The organism is Ruminococcus sp. Marseille-P6503 (genome assembly GCF_900604945.1).
Lineage (GTDB): Bacteria > Bacillota > Clostridia > Oscillospirales > Ruminococcaceae > FB2012.
This window is the reverse complement of record NZ_UWPB01000002.1, coordinates 216,010-232,701: the sequence shown is the minus strand read 5'-3', so window position 1 is coordinate 232,701 and position 16,692 is coordinate 216,010. Positions and strand designations below refer to the sequence as shown.

At 45.5% G+C, this 16,692-nt stretch carries 16 protein-coding genes; 8 read left to right on the top strand and 8 right to left on the bottom strand.

Annotated features, from left to right (window positions below; all coding sequences use genetic code 11):
- The first annotated feature begins 141 nt into the window (after positions 1–141).
- A complete protein-coding gene (locus EIH25_RS07170) occupies positions 142–669 on the top strand; it encodes a TIGR04002 family protein (RefSeq protein WP_124100137.1) in 528 nt (175 codons plus the stop codon).
- Between the two features lie 86 nt (positions 670–755).
- Here the strand turns inward: EIH25_RS07170 and EIH25_RS07165 are convergent, their stop codons facing one another.
- Positions 756–2,288, bottom strand: coding sequence for an LCP family protein (locus EIH25_RS07165; RefSeq protein WP_164489189.1), 1,533 nt, complete (start codon positions 2,286–2,288; stop codon positions 756–758).
- Positions 2,289–2,708: 420 nt separating this feature from the next.
- On the opposite strand from EIH25_RS07165, the gene purB reads away from it, so the two are divergent.
- From purB to EIH25_RS07150, 3 genes are all read left to right on the top strand, one after another.
- On the top strand, positions 2,709–4,145 hold the full coding sequence (gene purB, locus EIH25_RS07160; RefSeq protein WP_124100134.1) for an adenylosuccinate lyase: 1,437 nt from the start codon (positions 2,709–2,711) through the stop codon (positions 4,143–4,145).
- A gap of 49 nt (positions 4,146–4,194) precedes the next feature.
- The gene (locus tag EIH25_RS07155) at positions 4,195–5,508 is read left to right on the top strand and encodes a DUF4026 domain-containing protein (RefSeq protein ID WP_124100132.1); all 1,314 of its coding nucleotides are present in this window, start codon (positions 4,195–4,197) and stop codon (positions 5,506–5,508) included.
- A gap of 125 nt (positions 5,509–5,633) precedes the next feature.
- Positions 5,634–6,905 carry an aminotransferase class I/II-fold pyridoxal phosphate-dependent enzyme gene (locus tag EIH25_RS07150; protein WP_124100130.1) on the top strand — a complete coding sequence of 424 codons (1,272 nt, stop codon included), beginning with the start codon at positions 5,634–5,636 and terminating at the stop codon, positions 6,903–6,905.
- 89 nt (positions 6,906–6,994) lie between these two features.
- Here the strand turns inward: EIH25_RS07150 and EIH25_RS07145 are convergent, their stop codons facing one another.
- The 3 genes from EIH25_RS07145 to EIH25_RS07135 all read right to left on the bottom strand — a co-directional run bounded on the left by EIH25_RS07145 (position 6,995) and on the right by EIH25_RS07135 (position 10,176).
- Positions 6,995–8,659, bottom strand: a complete 1,665-nt coding sequence (locus EIH25_RS07145; protein ID WP_124100128.1) for a glycosyl hydrolase — start codon at positions 8,657–8,659, stop codon at positions 6,995–6,997.
- Between the two features lie 185 nt (positions 8,660–8,844).
- Positions 8,845–9,288: a hypothetical protein gene (locus tag EIH25_RS07140; RefSeq protein WP_124100126.1), complete on the bottom strand. Its 444-nt coding sequence runs from the start codon at positions 9,286–9,288 to the stop codon at positions 8,845–8,847.
- Between the two features lie 42 nt (positions 9,289–9,330).
- The gene (locus tag EIH25_RS07135) at positions 9,331–10,176 is read right to left on the bottom strand and encodes a glycosyltransferase (protein WP_279254442.1); all 846 of its coding nucleotides are present in this window, start codon (positions 10,174–10,176) and stop codon (positions 9,331–9,333) included.
- Between the two features lie 348 nt (positions 10,177–10,524).
- Here EIH25_RS07135 and EIH25_RS07130 point away from each other — a divergent pair, with 348 nt between their 5' ends.
- The 3 genes from EIH25_RS07130 to EIH25_RS07120 all read left to right on the top strand — a co-directional run bounded on the left by EIH25_RS07130 (position 10,525) and on the right by EIH25_RS07120 (position 13,176).
- Positions 10,525–11,934: a sugar transferase gene (locus EIH25_RS07130; RefSeq protein ID WP_124100122.1), complete on the top strand. Its 1,410-nt coding sequence runs from the start codon at positions 10,525–10,527 to the stop codon at positions 11,932–11,934.
- 147 nt (positions 11,935–12,081) lie between these two features.
- Complete coding sequence (locus EIH25_RS07125) at positions 12,082–12,633, top strand: GNAT family N-acetyltransferase (RefSeq protein ID WP_124100120.1); 552 nt, start codon at positions 12,082–12,084, stop codon at positions 12,631–12,633.
- 120 nt (positions 12,634–12,753) lie between these two features.
- Entirely contained in the window at positions 12,754–13,176 is a 423-nt protein-coding gene (locus EIH25_RS07120) for a GNAT family N-acetyltransferase (protein WP_124100118.1), read from the top strand.
- A gap of 208 nt (positions 13,177–13,384) precedes the next feature.
- On the opposite strand, the gene EIH25_RS07115 is transcribed toward EIH25_RS07120, so the two are convergent.
- On the bottom strand, positions 13,385–13,957 hold the full coding sequence (locus EIH25_RS07115; protein ID WP_124100116.1) for a hypothetical protein: 573 nt from the start codon (positions 13,955–13,957) through the stop codon (positions 13,385–13,387).
- Positions 13,958–14,325: 368 nt separating this feature from the next.
- On the bottom strand, positions 14,326–14,565 hold the full coding sequence (locus tag EIH25_RS07110) for a hypothetical protein (protein WP_124100114.1): 240 nt from the start codon (positions 14,563–14,565) through the stop codon (positions 14,326–14,328).
- 167 nt (positions 14,566–14,732) lie between these two features.
- Between EIH25_RS07110 and EIH25_RS12430 the strand changes: the two genes are divergently transcribed.
- Positions 14,733–14,882: a hypothetical protein gene (locus tag EIH25_RS12430; protein WP_164489188.1), complete on the top strand. Its 150-nt coding sequence runs from the start codon at positions 14,733–14,735 to the stop codon at positions 14,880–14,882.
- 43 nt (positions 14,883–14,925) lie between these two features.
- Here EIH25_RS12430 and EIH25_RS07105 read toward each other — a convergent pair whose 3' ends face one another.
- Together EIH25_RS07105 and dinB are read right to left on the bottom strand one after the other, a co-directional pair.
- Positions 14,926–15,165, bottom strand: coding sequence for a hypothetical protein (locus tag EIH25_RS07105; protein WP_124100112.1), 240 nt, complete (start codon positions 15,163–15,165; stop codon positions 14,926–14,928).
- 61 nt (positions 15,166–15,226) lie between these two features.
- Positions 15,227–16,468: a DNA polymerase IV gene (dinB, locus tag EIH25_RS07100; protein ID WP_124100110.1), complete on the bottom strand. Its 1,242-nt coding sequence runs from the start codon at positions 16,466–16,468 to the stop codon at positions 15,227–15,229.
- Between the last annotated feature and the right edge of the window lie 224 nt (positions 16,469–16,692).

The window sequence follows — 16,692 nt, the reverse complement described above, 5'->3', positions numbered from 1 at the left end:
CGGCTTTTATTATTAACGCGCCGATAAAAATGCACAAATGTCCGGCTTCGGCTTTAAATTTCAACGGATTTGCAAATCCCGTCTGCCGGCGTTATCATGATATTGCAATCAAAATAAAATCTGCGGAAAGAGGTCTTGCATATGACATCCAACATTAAATCTCAGGGAAAGCTTCGGCTTATTACTTTAACGGGCCTGCTAGCGGCGATCATTTATATTGTGACGGCCTTTGTTCATATCCCTACAGGTCTGGGCTATACTCATCCGGGGGACGGGATAATCTATCTCGCGGCGAGTATTCTTCCGGCGCCTTATGCCGTTGCCGCTTCTGCGATCGGAGGAGCGCTGGCGGACGGATTATCCGGATTTGTGATCTGGATGCCGGCAACGATCGTGATAAAGGCGGTCACCGCCCTGTTTTTTTCCGCGAAAACCGATAAAATTATATGCGCAAGAAATATCCTCGCGGTAATACCGTCGCTTATACTGTGCGTTGCAGGCTACAGCCTTTACGAGGGAATCGTTATGGCGCAGAATATATCCTTTGCCGCCATAGCCGCCGCTTTCGGGCAGACTCCGTTTTATTGTCTGCAGGTTGCTTTAAGCACAGCGGTTTATATACTTCTTGGCGCTGCGCTTGATAAAATAAATATCAGGCGTATGGTTTAAAGCTGATAATCGGAGTGAGTGATAAACGCAAATACAACGGGACGAACGCCGAAGCATTCGTCCCGTTATTGATATTTGAATACGCTTTAATAGCTTATCCAGTTTCCGTATTCGTCGTAATAGCCGCTGTTCTGGCTTACCCAGTTGCCATAGGCGTCATAATAGCCGTTTTCGCTTCCGTTGTTGTTTCCGTACTGGTCGTAGCCGTTTTCATCTTCGTCAGGATCGGCAGAGGCGGCGACCGCGGAATCTCCGTAAACCGTTTGCTGGAGCAGCTGCATATTGGAGTCAAAATCTATGCTCAGCACAGACATTCCGTTTATATATTCGTTGGTAAAGGTGCCGTCTGCGGGAATCCTCAGCTCCTGTATATCGTAATTCATATAGTCGAACGCGTTCAGCAGCAGGGACGCTATTTCGCCGGACTCAAGGTCTGTGGTAACGTCGGGAAGAACGCTGTTAAGCAGCTTGTCAAGCTTTACAAGGCTGAGCTTCTTGGATTTGTTTATCATTTCGGCAATTACCTTGCGCTGACGTTCGGTACGCTCAAAATCGGCGTTTCCGACATATCTTAAGCGGGCGTATGCCAGCGACTGGTTTCCGTTGAGCAGCAGATCTTCTCCGCCCTCGTAAAGGTAATCCGTACCCTTTTCGTTATTAAGGTATTTATTCTGCTCCGCCATCGGCTCCTGCATTCCTATCGCTTCGGCGTCCGAAACAGTAAGATTAAGCCCTCCTACGGTATCTACTATGTCAATGAAGGAATAGAAATTAACTACCACATACCTGTCGATGGTGACTCCGAAATACTGTTCCAGAGTATTTTCAAGGCTTTGCGCTCCGCCGTGGTGATAGGCGGCGTTAAGACGGTTGGAATATCCCGCGTCGGGAAGGTAAAGGTAAATGTCCCTCATGAACGAGGTCATAGTGATAGTTTCAAGCTTTGAATTTATGGAAATAAGCATCATTACGTCGGTATTTCCGCGGCTTTTCTGCTCTGTATCCCTTATATCCTCGCCTATGAGCAGGATGTTATACACATCGCTGTCGCTCATAAGCGCCGAAGCGCTTTTTTCAAGCTGGCTTTTAAGATTTTCCTCCTCCGTCTGCTCGTCTATGGTGTCCGCTTTCGTCGGGTCCACATCGCTGTAAACGGGCTTATCGGTATTTATTCCTCCGTTGTCCCTGTTAAGCAGGGAAACATAGCCCTCAAAAACGCCCCAGACTATCAGAGCCAGAATACACAGCAGAAGGAAAACAAAGCCCAGTATAACTCCGGTTTTTTTCTTTGCAGACCAGCTTCTGAAGCCTTTCCTTGAGCTTCTTTTTTTTCTGTCTGCGTCAGGCTTTTTTTTCTTTGCCAAAGAATGTTCGGATGAAACTGAGGAACTGCTGTGAGCCCTGGATTCGTTTATGGGAGCGGAGCAGGCGGCCGCTTTTTTCAGGCTGTCGTTCGGTTTGCCCGCGCCGGTATTTTTACGGGTCTGATTCAGATCGTTACGGCGTTGTTTTTTCTTGATAGCCATTACTGTTGAAATAAGCTCTTCAAGCTCCCCGTCGGAAGCGGTTTTATTTTCGGAATTTATATCGTTATTGGACGTTCTGTTGTTTTCTGACATAACAAGCCTCATTTCCGGTATTTTACTGACAGCCGGTAAAAAGCCGGCTCCGCGGGCGGATTTTTCCGCTTATGAAACGGCTGCCAGAGTTAAAATTCCACTGCAAATAATTATTACTCAGAGTTTAATAAAGATTACAATTCGATTACACAGTATTTCCTTATAATTATATACTAAAATATCTTAAAATACAACACGCAAATATGACGAAAATCTTACATATTTTCATACGAATTTTATAATTATAAATAAAAAACGCCCGGTTTTTCACCGTTTTATCATAAATCTGATGAATATACGGCCTTGAATCTGCATATTGCATATTTCTATTTTACCCAGAGATTTGACGATTAGCCGTTGCAATCCCGACGGGTATATGTTATAATTAAATATATATTTCGTGAAAGAGGTTGATCGTTTATGACAAACAGCTATGAAAGTCCTTTCTGCACCAGATACGCCAGCAAGGAAATGCAGTATATCTTTTCTGCGGACAAGAAATTCACAACCTGGAGAAAGCTCTGGGTCGCTTTGGCAAGAGCTGAAATGAAGCTTGGACTGCCCGTAACGCAGGAGCAGGTGGACGAGCTTGAAGCCAACGTTGAAAATATAGATTACGCCGTTGCCGCCGAAAGGGAAAAGCTTGTGCGCCACGACGTTATGTCCCATGTTTACGCTTATGGACAGGTTTGCCCCAAGGCGGCGGGAATTATCCATCTGGGAGCGACGTCCTGCTATGTAGGCGACAATACGGATGTGATAATCATGCGGGACGCTCTTCTGGTAATAAAAAGAAAGCTTGTAAAGGTGATCGATCAGCTTGCCGTATTTGCGGATAAATATAAATCGCTTCCCTGCCTTGCTTATACTCATCTTCAGCCGGCGCAGCTTACGACGGTGGGAAAAAGGGCGACGCTCTGGTGCAACGAGCTGCTTATGGATCTTGAGGATCTGGATTTCAGGCTTTCAAGGCTTAAGCTTTTAGGCTCAAAGGGAACGACCGGAACTCAGGCTTCATTTATGGAGCTTTTCGAGGGCGACAGCGAAAAGGTGAAAAAGCTGGAGCAGATGATTGCCGATGAAATGGGCTTCAAAGAATCGGTTCCCGTTTCGGGACAGACCTATTCCAGGAAAATGGATTATCAGGTATGCTCGGTTCTTGCGGGCATAGCTCAGTCCGCAAGCAAGTTTTCCAACGATATCCGTATCCTTCAGTCCTTCAAGGAGATAGAGGAGCCGTTTGAAAAAAATCAGATAGGCTCGTCGGCGATGGCATACAAGAGAAATCCTATGCGCGACGAAAGAATAACCTCTCTGGCAAGATACGTTATGTGCGATGTGCTTAATCCTGCCTTCACCGCGGGAACACAGTGGTTTGAGAGAACCCTTGACGATTCCGCCAACAAGAGAATTTCGGTTGCTGAGGCGTTCCTCGGAGTTGACGCTATTCTCAATATCATGCTTAACGTTACCGATTCGGAAAACGGTCTGGTGGTCTACGACAAGATGATCACACGCAGGGTAATGGCGGAGCTTCCGTTTATGGCTACGGAAAATATCATGATGGACGCGGTAAAGAAAGGCGGAAACCGTCAGGAGCTGCACGAGCGTATCCGCGAGTATTCCATGCAGGCGGGAAAACGGGTTAAGCAGGAGGGGCTTGATAACAATCTGTGCGAGCTTATCCTTGCAGATCCGATGTTTATGATAACTAAGGAAGAAATGGACGCGATCATGAAGCCGGAGAATTTTATCGGCAGATGTCCGCAGCAGGTGGAGGAGTTTATTGAAAACTGCGTCAAGCCTGTAGTGGAGGCCAACGGCGTTTCGGACGATGTGGCTGAGATCAACGTATGACGCTGCCGGCGCTTTGTTTGAACAAAAATGACAGGGGGAGAAAAATGCAATGAGTTTATTTGACAGATTCAAGAAAAGCGGTAAGCAGGAAATACCGCTAAAATCGGGAACGATAGCCAAAGAGCCGTCGTATATTATGCTTATACCCAAGGACGGGAAGCTTCCCGATGATATATCGCCGCTTATGGATAAATTGCTTGCGCTGACTTTTATAAAGGTCATCTCAAAAAAGCTTACCGATAACGGAGGCTTTGAGCTGGCGCTTGAATATAAGGGAGCGGAATTTAAATTCGGAGCGTATATCACAGATTTCAGTCTGCCGGAGCTTTTCAGGATAGGACACGACTTTACCGATGAGGAAATACGGGCGATGGAAACGGCAAAGCTTGGTCTTGAAAGCTATATGGTATTTTCCGGAGATAACTGCGAGTCGTTTCACTTGCAGATAAAGCTTCTGTGCGCAATGATAGGAAATCCCGCGGGAATAGTGGATGTCAGCGGCGAAAGAATACTTTCCGGCAGATGGGCAAGGCTTGCGGCTCAGTCTGAGATTCCTCCGTCGCCGGAATACCTGTACGTTGTTCATGCGGTAAGCGGCGATTCAGACGACGTATGGATGCACACCCACGGACTCAACCGCTGCGGAGGGATAGAGCTTGAGATACTCCATTCCGATAAGGAGTATTATAACGATCAGGCGTGCGTTATAAATACTCTGGCTTCAAGCATTGTTTCGAAGGGTGAGTTTATTGACGAGTATGAGCCGATCTATATCATGCGTCTGTCGGAAGATACCGAGATAGTGGCGACCTGGATAAGCTGGGAACGGGCTGTCGCTATGTATCCTAAGGATATTCTCGGCGGCGCGAAGGACAGAACAGAGGATCACAATGAAAATACCGGCGCGGTATATCTTTACACAAGCGAAGCCGACAGCCGAAGCCGCAGGCTTTCACCTATCGGTATATATAACAGTCAGCTGAGAGAAAACCCGATCCTTATGATAACGACTCAGGAAACCGAGCGAATGTGCCGGCTGGCAACTGAAAGGCTTGAATATATGACGAAGCTTTTTGAAAGCAGGGAGAATTTCAATGATTTCGCGGTTATCGTCAAGGTAGGCCTAGAGGTTGACGAGGAATATAAGGACGGAGATATGAAAGAGCATATCTGGTTCGATATTAAGGATATTGATGCCAAGGCAGGAAGATTTACGGCTGAGCTTACTCAGGAGCCGTATTATGTCAAGGCTATGAAGCCCGGAGATATAAGAGAATGCCGCTTTGACGAGATAACCGACTGGGTAGTTTTTGCCGACGGAGAAAGAATAACTCCTGACAGCGTTTATAAGCTTATAACATGAACGGATGTACCCGCCTATTAGGCGGCGGTCATCTGCGTTCTTCAGTCGGGGATTCAATCTCAGACTGAAGCCCTAAGGGGCTTTGCCCCTCGTTCATAGTTGAATAACGAAAGGACATGATAGAAATGAAAATTGAAACACAGCTGCTCCATGAGGGCTATACGCCGAAAAACGGTGAGCCGAGGGTGGTGCCTATAGTGCAGAGCACTACATATGTTTACGATTCCACCGACGATGTTGCCGCGGTATTTGACGACCCTACCAAAAGCCTGATCTACTCAAGGTTTGAAAACCCGACGACCGACGCGGTTGAAAAGAAAATAGCCGCGCTTGAGGGCGGCGCCGCGGCAATGTGCACCTCTTCGGGACAGGCTGCCACCCTCTGCTCAATACTTAATATCTGTCAGGCGGGCGACAGCTTTGTGGCTTCTTCCTCAATTTACGGAGGAACAGTAAATCTTTTTGCCGTAACTCTGGCGAAAATGGGAATAGAGTGCATTTTTGTAGACGTTGACGCTTCAGAGGAAGAGCTTATGGCTGCGTTCAAGCCCAATACAAAGGCTATGTTCGGAGAAACAATAGCCAATCCCGCTCTTACCGTACTGGATATAGAAAAGTGGGCAAAGGTCGCTCATGCAAACGGAGTGCCGCTGATCATAGACAACACCTTTGCTACCCCTTACCTCTGCCGCCCATTAGAATGGGGAGCGGACATAGTAATGCATTCCACTTCAAAATACCTTGACGGTCACGCCGTTCAGGTCGGAGGAGTTATAGTAGACAGCGGAAAATTTGACTGGAGCAACGGAAAATTCCCCTGCATGACCGAGCCGGACGAAAGCTATCACGGCATCGTCTATACCGAAAAATATCCTTTCGCTCCGTACATCGTAAAGGCGAGAATGCAGCTGATGAGAGATCTGGGCTGCTATCCTGCGGCGAACTCGTCGTTCCTGCTTAATCTGGGAATTGAAACGCTTGCCGTAAGAATGGACCGCTACTGCGAAAACGCTGTAAAGGCGGCGAAGTTTATTCAGTCTACAGGAATGGCGGAATCGGTTTCCTATCCCGGACTCGAGGGAGATAAGTATTACAGCCTTGCTCAGAAGTATCTTCCCAAGGGCGCAAGCGGCGTAATTTCCTTCTCTATCAAAGGAGGACGCGGCGCTGCCGTCAGGTTTATGGACAGCCTGAAGCTTGCTTCAAACGAGGTTCATGTTGCAGATATCCGTACCTGCGTGCTTCATCCTGCTTCGGCTACTCACCGTCAGCTTACAGACGAGCAGCTTGCCGCGGCGGGAATAGACGGAGGACTTATCAGATTTTCAGTAGGCCTTGAAAATATAGACGATATTATTGACGACCTCAGACAGGCTTTTGCGGCTATTGACAGCTGATGAGCCGTATCGAATTTAAAGCATAAATGATACCCCCTCCGCCGTAGGCGGAGGGGGTATCTGTTTTACAAGCATTCTGTTTTTAACGGTTACTGACCGCCGTTTTCCGCAAGGAACTTTTCAGTATCCAACGGATAATTTTTCAGATCCGGCAGCTCGTCAAGCGTAAGGACTCTTTCGCTGTTGTAAATCTTATCCCAGAGCTCCAGAGAGGTGTATTCGCCTGAAAGCTGCATATCCTTCAGGGTAAACTCTCCGTTCCAGGTTGAGAACCATGCCCAGCGCGAACCGTCGTTAAAGGCGGCGTCCGGATCGAACAGCGAACCGTTTTCGGTCATTGCGATGATCTTATTGGTATCGGTAACTGTTTTCATAAGATCGTAGGTATCCTTTTGAGAAGAGCTGTCCTGAGGATCGGGATAAAGGTCGTAGCCGATTATATCAACATATTCGTCGCCGGGATAGTATGTGGGATCCTGTCCGTTCCACACCCAGATAAGATTGTTGATGTTATGAACGTTTGTAAGCCTGTCATACATAAGCTTCCACAGCTCTATGTAAGCGTCTGCTCCGGAGGAACCCCACCAGAACCAGGGGTTTTTCCACTTGGGATCTCCGCCGCCCTCGTGCAGAGGTCTCCACAGGATAGGAACGTGGTTGTCGTCAAGCTCCATCAGTATTTCCGCAATAGCGTCGATGTCCCTGATCAGATAATCGTAGCCGTCTGGGTCCGAGCCGTCAAGCGCGGCGGCAAGATTGAAGTTGGTGTACTCTGAATAGAAGCCCTGCCACCAGGCTCCGCCGTTATAATTCAGATACGGCTCGGGAGCGTTCCAGTGCCAGCACATTGATACTATTCCGCCCTTGTTGTTCCACCAGTCTATAGCCTGAAGCGGAACCATATTTCCGCCGCCTGAACCGTTTGCTACGCGGCTGGGAGAGGATTCCATCAGGTCAAGTCCGAGAATAGCGGGGGTTTTGCCTGTGTTCTTTAATATTTCCTTGAATTCACGGCTGTCCGCGCCCTGATTGTCCGAGGAATACTGTCCGGAAATAGTATATTTTCCGTAAACGTCAGTCAGGAAGTTGTAAAGACGCCTTGTTTCCTCAGTAGCGTTGGGGTTGCAGAGCGTATTGCTTACCTCGTACTGTGAAAGATCAAGATCCTGCGCGGGAGTAATAACAAACCTGTCGATATAGCACAAACCGTCGGACGCCTTGAAGCCGATCTTATGCGTTCCTTCGGGAATAAGGACGTTTGCAGCCACATTTTCTCCGAACTGATCCGTATTTGTTTTAAATGAAGTAAGCGACGCGCCGTCTACGGTAATAAGATTGGAAACGCTTTCTTTATCAGACGCGGATATGATAGTTATATCATAGCTTCCGCCGCCTTCAAATTCAATCTCAAACTCAACGCAGTCGCCTTCGGCGGCAATGGAAACAAAGCCGTCGCCGCTGTAATCGCCGACAAAATTCTGGTTGAGAACCGACGCGCTGCCCGAAAGCTCGCCTGTTTCCGCTTCCGCTTCATATTTAAAGTCCGCGGGAGCGTCGTTCTCGTTCTGGACGTCTGACAAATCAAGATCTCCCAGAGTTTCCACTACGGGAGCGGTTGTGATTACTTTTCTTGTAGTTGTCGTTTCGCCCTTCGATTCAGCGCCGGACGAATCGTCCTTTGAACAGCCCGCCATTACCGCGGTAAGCGCCATTGCCGTGATAAAAGACACAGCTCTTTTTGCATATGGATACATTTTACGCTTTCTCCTTATAGTTTAACTGTATTGATATTTGCAGCTGTTCCGACCTGCTGCTGAGATACATTTTATACTCACTTTACAACATTGTCAATAGCTTTTATCGGGTTTTACAATCAGTTCAAAACTGGAAACGTTTTCGATTTCAGCTTAAACGATTGAGTAAAATTGTGAGCCGTCAATTACTTATTACAGTCCATCATAACGTCATAAAATGATATTATACTGTCTTCTTTGCCGTTTACCAATCTTTTATACACCTTATCGTTCGGTGTAATAAAGCTGCCGTTTTCATCGGCTAATAAAGGTATGTTTGAAGAGCCGTCTTTTGCCCATTTATAACCTTTTTCAGCAAGTCCGTTTTTCAACATTACCTCTCCTAAATATGAGCCGAAAATAACTGCCATACTCCATATTTGATTTTCCGTTGGATTGCTTTTGGAAATATCGTTTGAATAATAATCCAGTATTTCTTCCAAATCGTTTATGCTTTTCTTTGAATAGTTGAAATGTTTTTTAAAGCTTTTTGCATAGCTTACGGCGGTATTACTGTTTTTTACGGCATTATTTTCAACCTCATTATTTGCTTTCTGCTCTCTTTTTTTAAATCTGTAAAACAACCCCATATTGAACGCCTCCGCTGATTATTAAAAAATTCCGTTTTACGGCTATTTTCTCAGTATTTTTTTATACGCGAATCTGGTAAATCCTGAAGGCATAATAAACAGCCCCAGCTGTATCGCGCACGGTATTAACATATCCGTAAACGATGAAAATCCGGCTTTATGAATAATTCGTCTGACTTTTATAAAATCCTTTGTATATTTCCAGCTTCCGCGTTTTTTAAAATTCTCATCGGATATCCTGTATCTTACCAAAGGCTCGGGTATATTCTGTCCTACGGCTCCGCTCTGAAGCAGTCTGACGATAAATTCATAGTCCTCGCAGGATCTTATATCCGAATAACCGCCGATACTTTCGGCTGCTGACTTTCGGAAAGCGACAGTCTGACGGTTGAAAGGATTGCGGCGTCTGGCGTATTTTAATATCTGCTCCTGTTTTACGGGCATTTTCTTTATGCTGACCGTTTCTCCCGTTTCGCCGTTGAATTCTTCGATAAAGGTTCCGACTATATCCAGCTCGGGGTGCGTCGCAAGCAGAATTATCTGCTTGGCGCAGCGGTCGGGCAGTGAAATATCGTCCGAGTCCATTTTTACTATTATAGGACAGCGGCAGGCTTTGATCCCGGCGTTATTAGCCATTCCCGCGCCTACGTTTTCATCTATCCTTATGATCTTTATTATATCCTTGAATTCGCTCTCAAAGGATTTAGCGATAATATTAAGCTCGCAGGTCAGCTTTCCGTCGCAAACAAGCACAAGCTCGTCAGGCGGATAGGTCTGCATCAGCATACTTTCCAGACTCTCGTTGAGATTTGCGGGAAGCTCCTTATCATATACCGTCATAAGAACGCTGTACGGCGGAAGCCGGTATTTTTTTCTTACGGTTCTGATATATATCCCCCCTTTTGTTTGGGCTGAAAGATATCTATACTTAATTAATAAGTATATCATATGTTCATAATTTTGTCAATTGTTTTTTGCTGCATTTTGAGACTGTTTATAATGGTACACTCAACATATTGAACTTGAAAATATTGTTATAAATATATGCTATTATTTGTTAAATTTTTTGTGCATGGATACAATATACTGTTTTAGTTGTTAATTAATTGTAATTAACAAACGGCACTTGATTCTCCGGCAAATCTATGTTATACTGTATATCGACAAAGATAGTATAAAAAATATCCGCTGACAATGGATATTTTACGGCTGAAACGAAAGGAGAGCGAAACGACAGTGAAAAACAAAGAGCAGTTTAAAAGAATACTGATTTTTCTTTCCGGCTTGGTTATTGTGGCGGCATTTTCAAAAGCGTTCGCTCATGTTTGGTATGAGTATTACAACAGCAAAATGCTCGACCCCTTCTGGAGAAGAGGAAATATACTGTTGATTCTGATATACGCTTTGGTGTATGTGCTTGTGACAAGAAGCGTAAGCGGATTTAAGGTATCATATCTGAAGACCGGAGCATTATTCGGTTCGCAGATCCTCGGTATTATGGTAACAAACGTTATAACCTATGTTCAGATAAGCCTTATCGGACGCGGCCGTCTGGAGATTGTGCCTATGCTGATGCTTACGGCGGCTGAACTGGTTTTTGCCTTTGTGTGGAGCTTTTGCTTCAACAAGCTGTTTACAAAGCTATATCCGCCGAGAAAAATGATCATAGTTTACGGAAATGCAAACGCCAGGGACCTTGTTCAGAAAATGAGCAACCGTCAGGATAAATATCTGATCTGTTCGTCGGTAAGCTGCGACGAGGACATTGAAGTGATAAAGGAACAGATATTGAAATACGAGGCGGTCATTATTTCGGACGTGCCCAGCGAGCTGAGAAACAAGCTTTTGAAATTCACGCTTGAACGGTCGATAAGAACTTACATAAATCCCAAGCTTTCAGATATAATCATCAGAGGAGCAGAGGAATTTCATCTTTTTGATACGCCGCTGCTGCTTAGCAGAAACGACGGTCTTACATTTGAGCAGGCTTTTGCAAAACGTTTTATAGACCTGCTGCTGGCGGTTATCGCTTTTGTAATAGCGTCGCCTTTTATGCTGATAACGGCTCTTGCGATCAAGCTTTACGACCGGGGTCCGGTGCTTTATTCACAAGAAAGGCTTACTATAAAAGGAAAGGTGTTCAAGGTATACAAATTCCGCAGCATGATCGTAGACGCTGAAAAGGACGGAGTAGCAAGACTTGCGGGAAAGCAGGACGACCGTATCACCCCTGTCGGAAAGATAATAAGAAAAATACGCTTTGACGAGCTGCCGCAGCTTTTCAATATCCTCAAGGGAGATATGTCGTTTGTAGGACCTCGTCCGGAGCGTCCGGAGCTTGCGGAAAAATACGAGGAAACAATGCCGGAATTTCGTTACAGACTTAAAGTAAAGGCAGGACTTACAGGCTACGCGCAGGTAATGGGAAAATACAATACAACGCCGTATGATAAGCTTAAGCTCGATCTTATGTATATCGAACAGCAGTCCATGCTGCTCGATCTCAAGCTGATACTTATGACGATAAAGACCTGCTTTGTTCCCGAAGCGACGGAAGGCGTTTCAAATTCGAAAATGCTGGAAACCCGCCGTCAGGAGCATCCTCACCGCGCGAAGGAGGAGCTTGATAAAATTTTAAAGCCTTAGTCTGCTGAGCGGCAGAAAGGTTTACAGGCTGTCAGCTTCCGAAACAGCAGCGGACAGCCTGATTATCAGGAGAGGTTTTGATATATCGCCGCCGGCTGTGCCTGAAACTTTTACCGGCGGCTTATATAATGGGCAGGAGATAAAAAAATGAGCGTTGAATTGAAAAAAGCGGACAAAAAAACGTCCGATTACCGTAAGATAAAGAAGCTTTATAAAAAAGCTTTTCCGGCGGAGGAGAGGGCGCCGTTTTTCCTTTTGTCTGCAAAGGCAAAGAAGGAGCGCGTTGACTTCTGGGGGCTGTACGACGGCGACAAGTGGGTCGGTCTGATGTATGTGGTAAACTACGCGGACTTGTCCTATGTTTTTTATTTCGCCGTTTCCGAATCGGAAAGAGGCAGGGGATACGGAAGCGAGGCTCTGAAAGCGGCGAAGGCTGAATATAAGGGGCGTAAGCTGTTCCTTGCCATCGAGCAGCTGGATCCTGACGCGGAAAATTACGGCGAACGGGTCAGGCGCAAGCAGTTTTACCAAAGAAACGGTTTTGAGGAGCTTGGTCAGAAGCTAAGGGAAGCAAGCGTGATTTACGAGCTGCTTGGCATAGGCGGAGCGGTAGGAGCGGAAGAATACGACTTCATGATGAAGGAGTATCTCGGGAGGATACTCAGCAGGCTTGCGGTAATGAAAATTATAGACGAATAGGCTGTTTGGCAGATTTTAAGTTGTTATGAAAAATCTCCGGTTCGGTGCGAGCCGGAGATTTTGCTGATAAAAAAGCTGTTTATCCCCAGTAAGCAGGGACAATGCAAAGGAGAAAGAACGATGATCAGAGAATTTCAGAGATCAGATACCGAGCAGGTCATGAAGATATGGCTGAACGGTAATCGTGAAGCGCACCCTTTTGTTTCCGAAAAGTATTGGCTGGATAATTTTGACGCGGTCCAGGAGCAGCTTCTGCAGGCGGAGGTTTACGTCTGTGAAACAGCCGGGGTAATACAGGGGTTTATAGGTATTACTGACGGATATATAGCGGGGTTATTTGTAGATAGAGAATACCGTTCCTGCGGAATAGGCAGTCAGCTTTTAGAGTATGCAAAGCAGATATACGGTACGCTCTCGTTAAGCGTATATCAGAAAAACAAGAGGGCGGCCGCGTTTTATTTCAGGGAAGGTTTTTCGGTACTGTCAGAGCAGCCTGATGAGATTACGGGAGAAATGGAATACACTATGATCTGGAAAGCATAACAGGCGATACGCGTTGAATCTGAAATGATACCGTCAAGGTCCGGCTGATTTTTCTCTGTATACTGTGTGAATTCGGCAAAACAGGCGTCCGTTTTTTGCCGGCAAACGAGTCTTTCGTTTTTTTTCTGTTCAGCTTTATCAATTACCGCTGGTTCCTTTTTTAAAGACCGTTCACTGTCAATACGGGAACAGCACTGCTGACATACGCTTACGTTCCGTTATTTCTTTTTCTCCGATAAGCCCGATACATCATCACGCTGTAGGTCAGCGCGCCCAGAACGCCGGATATTATATCTCCCATAGTATTTGAATTTCCTCCCTGCATAGCCGCGTTTAAAATCCTGTCGGCAGTAAACTCATATATTTCCCAGAAGCCGGCGCAGGCCGCCGAAAAGAAAAATGAGAACATAAGCTTAACGGCGTTGTCATGGATCAGAAGGCGTTTTTCAAAAACGTAATTAATTATGATCATTCCTGCCTCCGCGAGAAGGATACCGCTCAGGTAATGCACAAGCTTGTCGTAAAAACTGACGTATCTGTATAAATTTATTACCGAGCCGAGCGAAGCCGAAAAAAAGTGAAATATCATTGCAAGGATATAGAAGCGCCTTGGAAATTTCCACGCTGCAAGACTGATAACAGCGACGGAAACATACGAACCGATAACTTTCATAGAGGTTGTTTTTATCGGAGTAAGCAATGCGATAGCTGTGCATATGACGGTTACTCCGAGAGCTATTGCCGAATCAACGATTTTGGCTTTTGTATCTTCAGTTTTCATAGCGATCTCCTTAGCCGATATATTTTAGAATGGATTATATCATATATTTATAGATAATACAACCCTTATATGTAAGAGCCTTGGCAAAATACGGACATTTAAATCAGGTTTGTTTTTACTTGACGCTGTCCGCGGCAGTTATGTGGCTTTGAGGATACACTCGGCATAGAGCCGCTCCGAGACGGCAGCGCCGAAAGAAAAAATCACTGCATAATAATTTTCAAATACAAGCAGCAATTATTCAAGCGGGGATTTTTTCATCATTGCTGTTCCGCGCTGAGAGTAAACGGTTCCGAATCTGTTAATGAATAATAGAAAAAATAAGGATACAGTACCTTACTATCGCTGTATCCTTAAATTTATTCAAATTATCTTTTCCCCTCAACAAACCATCTCGGATCCTCATAATACAAATAGGACTGTCGACTTGAAATGCGGCAGGTATACCTCATTCCGATACCTCCCGCTTTAAGACTGGCGGCTCTGCGTTTGTCAAGGATTCTGTCTATCTCATAAACCGTACCGTCCTCCCATGTTACGGAAAGCGGAGTTATGTTTCCCTCTGTATCAAACTTTGCCGTTACCTCAACATAAACCTTTCTTGCCATATCATCACCGTAATTAGTATTACTTTTTGCCGAATGGATATACTAAATAAAACGGCGATGTGCTTCAGTCTGTATTTGAGAAAAAACGCGGGGGTAACGCGCCGGAGGAATGTATCGCCGGCGAACGATAAATCGCCAATATTAAAATAAAACAGGGAGGTGTTTTAATGGCAAAGGATTCGCAGCTTGACCCGAAGGAAGTCAGAAGTCGCAAGGCTAAGGGCGGTCATACAATGGCTGAAAGCGCTCCTGACGGAGAGGGCAGAAACAATAAAAAGCAGTCGGGAAACCGTCATAAATGCGGTAATGATAAATAAGAAGCAGGAGCGCCTTGCACGCTCCTGCTTCTTATTTATGCGGTCACTTCCACTGCGATAACACGGATTTATCGGCGGCAACCTTATTTATAACCTCGTCGGCAGAGCGGACATTATCAAAGGTTCCTCTTGAAATCTCGTTTATCACGCACTGAAGCAGCTTCTCATAATAGGCTTCCGCTGTAATTTCAGTCGTTGTTTGGTGAAAATGCTGCTGACTTTCAGCAGAGGCTATGCCTGCATATTTTTCTTTTACCTGTTGGATCAGTTCATCGCGGTTCATAATCAAACTCCTAACAAAATTAATTTCACATTTAGTTTTCCCGAAACGCTTTGCTGTATACTTAGTTAAAATAACTCATCGGATGAATAATATGCTCGCCCTTAGGGTCAAGCTCTGACAGCTTTCTGTCGGTCAGCATTATTCCCCTTTGCACCGAGAAGTGTCCGAACCTGTTTCTCAGCCCGTCCACAGCCGATTCTAATTCCTCCTGCTTTTCAAGCCTTCTCGCTTCCGGCAGCAGGGACAGCTGCATAAAGTCTACAGGCTCCAGATCGCACGCCCTGACGCTAAGACTGCGGACAGGCTTTCCGTTGGCGTGCTTTTTGAAAAGAGCGAAGGCAAGCTCAAAAATAGACTTAGCCGTTCTGTTGGGTATCTCAAGCTTTCCCTGCCGCTCTGTCCATTCAAGCTCGTTGTCTCTTATTCCGAGCTGAACGGTGCGGCAGATAAATCCGTATTCCCTGAGCCTTGCAGATACGCTTTCGCATAAAACTGTCAGTGTGATCCTTATATCTTCGTCGGAGATCAGATCTCTGGGAGCGGTCGTGCTGTTGCCAACAGTCTTGATAAGCGATTTAGCTCCGATATTGGAAACCGGAGAGGTGTCCAGTCCGTTTGCAAACTGCCACAGAACGATCCCCATTTTGCCCAGCCAGAATTTAAGGCTTTCAGGGTTGGAGTTTGCAAGGTCGCCGATAGTAAATATTCCCCTGCGTTTAAGCTTGTTATGGGTCGCCCTGCCTACATAAAGAAGCTCTTTCACAGGCAAAGGCCAGACTACCTCCTTAAAGCGATCGCTTTCAATAACGGTAGTAGCGTCCGGCTTTTTCAGGTCTGAGCCGAGCTTGGCAAAGATTTTATTGAAGGAAACGCCCACAGAAACCGAAACGCCAAGCTCTGATTTTACTCGTTTTCGTATCTTGTCCGCAATTTCCTTTCCCGAACCGAAAAGCCTTGTGCTGCCTGTAACGTCAAGCCAGCATTCGTCAAGACCGTAAGGCTCTACCTGATCGGTATATTCTGAATATATCTCGCGGACAAGCCTTGAATGCTTCATATAAAGATCATAATGAGGAGGAACAAAAACTATGCCGGGACATTTCTGCTCCGCCATCCACTTGGGATCGCCTGTCCTGACGTCGCGGTTTTTGGCTTCATAGTTTTTGGCAAGAACTATTCCGTGACGGGCTTCGGGGTCGCCGAGAACGGCAAGAGGTTTTCCGCGGTATTCGGGATGATAAAGACATTCGACGGAAGCATAGAAATTATTAAGGTCTGAATGAAGAATGATTCTTTCGTTCAAAATATCGCCTCCTGTTACAAACGTGTGTTCTGTATTTATTATAGCACATTTGTTTGCATTTGTACAGAGGTATTTTATTCAAAATTAATTTTAATCAAATGATAATTTTTATTCTGACAGCTTTTTTGTTATAATATACAAATTACATAGCGGAAAATTGTGCTTTTCTATAAAAAATAATTTAATTTGAAATCGGTCATTGACTTTATTCAATGACTGTAGTA